Source organism: Pseudomonas sp. 05N434, assembly GCF_056396965.1.
Genome location: NZ_JBFTMK010000531.1, coordinates 1 through 3,534, shown reverse-complemented (window position 1 = coordinate 3,534; position 3,534 = coordinate 1). Strand labels below are relative to the sequence as shown.

The window sequence follows — 3,534 nt, the reverse complement described above, 5'->3', positions numbered from 1 at the left end:
AACCGTAGGAGCGAGGCTTGCCCGCGAAGGCGTCAGACCTGCCACCTCAAAGCCAATAGCTTACGGCGTACCAGCCAAGAACTCCCATCACCACGGTGTATGGCAGCGCCATCCACACCATCCGCCCGTACGACAGACGAATCAGCGGGGCAATCGCCGAGGTCAGCAGGAACAGGAACGCCGCCTGACCATTAGGCGTCGCCACGCTCGGCAGGTTGGTCCCGGTATTGATCGCAATCGCCAGGGTTTCAAAGTGCTCGCGGCTCATGTGGCCGGAGATGAATGCCTGTTTTACTTCGGTGATGTAAATGGTCGCGACGAACACGTTGTCGCTGATGGCCGACAGCAAGCCGTTGGCAATAAACAGCATGCCCGGCTGTTGGTCCGCCGGCAGCGTCAATACCCACTGGATCAGCGGCGCGAACAGCTGCTGATCGTGAATCACCGCCACCACGGCGAAAAATACCACCAGCAGCGAGGTGAACGGCATGGCGTCCTTGAAGGCGGTGCCGAGGCGGTGTTCGTCAGTGATACCGGTAAACGCGGTGATCAGCACGATCACCATCAAGCCGATCAGGCCGACTTCGGCGATGTGAAACGCCAGCCCGGCAATCAGAATCAGTGCCGCCGCCCCTTGAACCAGCAGCGCAGCGCGCTGACGCGAAGTACGCTCGGCGTTGTCTTCAGCGGCGTAGTTGGCCAGCACCGCACGCACGTTGTCCGGCAGCAGCGTGCCATAACCGAACCAGCGCAGTTTCTCCAGCAGTACGCAGGTCACCAGGCCCGCTGTCAGCACCGGCAACGACACCGGGGCGATCTTCAGAAAGAACTCGGCGAAGTGCCAGCCCATCTCATGGCCGATCAGCAGGTTTTGCGGCTCGCCAACCAGCGTGCAAACGCCACCCAACGCTGTGCCGACCGCGCCGTGCATCAGCAGGCTGCGCAGGAAGGCGCGGAATTGTTCGAGGTCGGCATGGTGCAATGTCGGCAGCTGCCGGTCATCGCCGAACTCACTGTCCTGACGCGGATCGTTGCCCGAGGCGACGCGGTGATACACCGAATAAAACCCCACGGCCGCGCTGATGATGACCGCGGTCACGGTCAATGCATCGAGAAACGCCGAGAGAAACGCTGACAGGAAACAGAACATCAACGCCAGCAGCGCCTTGGAGCGAACTCCCAGCAGCAGGCGCGAGAACAGAAACAGCAGCAGGTCCTTCATGAAGTAGATGCCCGCCACCATGAACATCAGCAGCAGGATCACCGGGAAGTTGTGCACCAGTTCGTCATAGAGCGCCTGGGGCGTGGTCATTTTCAGCAGCAGAGCTTCGATCAGCAGCAACCCGCCGGGCATCAGCGGGTAACACTTGAGCGCCATGGCCAGGGTGAAGATGAACTCCAGCACCAACAACCAGCCGGCCGCCACCGGACCGATCGTCCACAACACCAGGGCGTTGAGAATCAGGAATCCGATAATGCTGGCTTTGTACCAGCGGGGTGAATGCCCAAGAAAATTGTGTGCGAAGGCCTGGGCCATTGAGCCGGACATCGGCTACTCCTTGTATTAAGAAGCGCGCAACTTGCCGTAAGCGGAAGGGAAGATCAAGTGCAGGGAACTAGGGTTGATAGCGGGCGACGACGGCGCGGTAGTTGCCATCCAGTGAATAGCCGCCGACGACGATGCAACCATCGGCCTGCACAGCCAATGAAGTGGCGGTGTCCGGGCCTCGACTCAGGCGTGTGCGGACCCAGCCCATGCCATTGGCGAAGCTGCGATCCAGCGCCCCATTGGGTAAGTAGCGAGCGAGAATGAAATCGCCTTCGAGCCCGCCGCCCGTCGCTCCGACCGTCAGTACACAGTCGTCCGGTTGTATCTGGGCGGCGGTCCACTGGCAGCCGCTGTGGCTGATTTCCAACAGTTGTGGCTGGCCGCTATTGCAATGCATGTCAGGTCGGCCATTGCTGTGAACGTTCAGGGCGAGGCAGTGCATCGGGTCGCGACTGCTGCCAAAACAATGCAAATCACCATTTTCGTGCTGGACGATCTGGCAGACCTGGGCACTCTGACCCCAGGCCTTGAAGGTCATGAAGCCATCCACGGCGAAGCCGTCATCCAACTGGCCATCGGTGTGATAACGCGCCAGCAAACCTTCCTCGGGGAAATTGATCGATCCGCCCACCAGGATTCGGCCGTCATGTTGCACCATCAGACTGTTCAGCCAGGTGTTCATCAATAAGTGCCGGACCATGACAAAGCCACGACCGTTGAAGGTGCTGTCCAGCGAGCCGTCGGCATTGAGCCGAATCAGCATGCCGACGTGATCGGCCAATTCAAAGTGATGATTGGCCAGCAGCAGGATTCGACCATCGTCCTGCACGCAGATATCACAGGCCTCGGTACCCGGCACGCCGGGTGGTAACCAAGCGTCGCGAGCGCCTTCGGAAAGCTTCCCCGGCAGGCGCACCACGCAGCGGCCGTGCTCACCAAAACCCTGTATCGGACAGCCCCGTTGATCAAACATCGCCAGGGCGGGCAGCGTACGATGAGCATTTTCGTAGTGCAGGCCGGCCACCAGAATGTTCCCGTCGGCCAGCACCCGCACTGTGCCCGCCATGGCCTCGTAGCCGTGGGCGAATTGCCCGATGACGCTGCCTTGTTTGCCGAAGGCCAGATCCGCCGAACCATCCTCACGCAGGCGGGCCAGGCCAAAGCGGCTGCCACCTGGCGTGCCGACCTTGGCTGCCGCCAGTATTCGGCCGGTGTGGTCAATCGCCACGCCATTGATCCTGCTGGAAGTACTGCCGGCGAAATACACTTGAGTCTTGCCGCTGCCGGCGAAATGGCTATCGAGTTGCCCGGCGTCTTTCACCGCTGCCGGTATGGCAAAAGCAGTCTGGAGTGACATGCACGCATCTCCTTGCCAGTCGTCCTTGTCCGGGTGCCCGGAGGTTGACTGCATGAGAAGAACATTCAATCCCTGAATGCGATGATGCGCAACTGCCATTACGCTCGGGAGGAGCGGCGTTTTGTGCCAGAACAGTGTCTTCTCGAACCACTGACAAGCCTGCCAAGTAATCTGGCGGCTAGAAGTTGGAAAACGAAAATGGCGTTATGCAGCTGACCGTAGAAACCGTCAACTAAGGAGAAGAAGGGACGCGGATTACCGGGCGGTAATCCGCGAAAAAGATTAATGCGGCATGGACCACGATTGCAGTGTGTAACCTTCCTCGCTCAGCTCGGCGCGGGCTTGTTCCAGCAAGTGTGCAAGTTGCTGTGGATCGGAATAGGCACTGCTGGGGATTTGTTTGCTGCTGATGCGAGTGTTAGTGCGATCAATGATGGCCAGGCTGAGCTCACCATTACCGTCTTGTGGGGCCCAGGCCACGCATTGAAAGGGTTGGAATGCGCGGTCGGCAATCAAAAGAGCTTCGTTGATACGGAGCGGGGCGTTCATGGGGTCTTCTCTCTGTGTGCCCAATCAAGTGATGTGCCGTCGGTTGGGCTTACCGTTCGGCTGGTTACTTGTACTGATG

The 3,534-nt window shown here is 59.5% G+C and carries 3 protein-coding genes; all 3 read right to left on the bottom strand.

Annotated features, from left to right (window positions below; all coding sequences use genetic code 11):
* Positions 1-46: 46 nt before the first annotated feature.
* The gene (gene nhaB / locus AC1DLB_RS25165) at positions 47-1,549 is read right to left on the bottom strand and encodes a sodium/proton antiporter NhaB (protein WP_018926084.1); all 1,503 of its coding nucleotides are present in this window, start codon (positions 1,547-1,549) and stop codon (positions 47-49) included.
* Between the two features lie 67 nt (positions 1,550-1,616).
* Positions 1,617-2,906, bottom strand: a complete 1,290-nt coding sequence (locus AC1DLB_RS25160) for a hypothetical protein (RefSeq protein ID WP_477743028.1) — start codon at positions 2,904-2,906, stop codon at positions 1,617-1,619.
* Between the two features lie 282 nt (positions 2,907-3,188).
* Positions 3,189-3,455: a hypothetical protein gene (locus tag AC1DLB_RS25155; protein WP_018926082.1), complete on the bottom strand. Its 267-nt coding sequence runs from the start codon at positions 3,453-3,455 to the stop codon at positions 3,189-3,191.
* Positions 3,456-3,534: the final 79 nt, after the last annotated feature.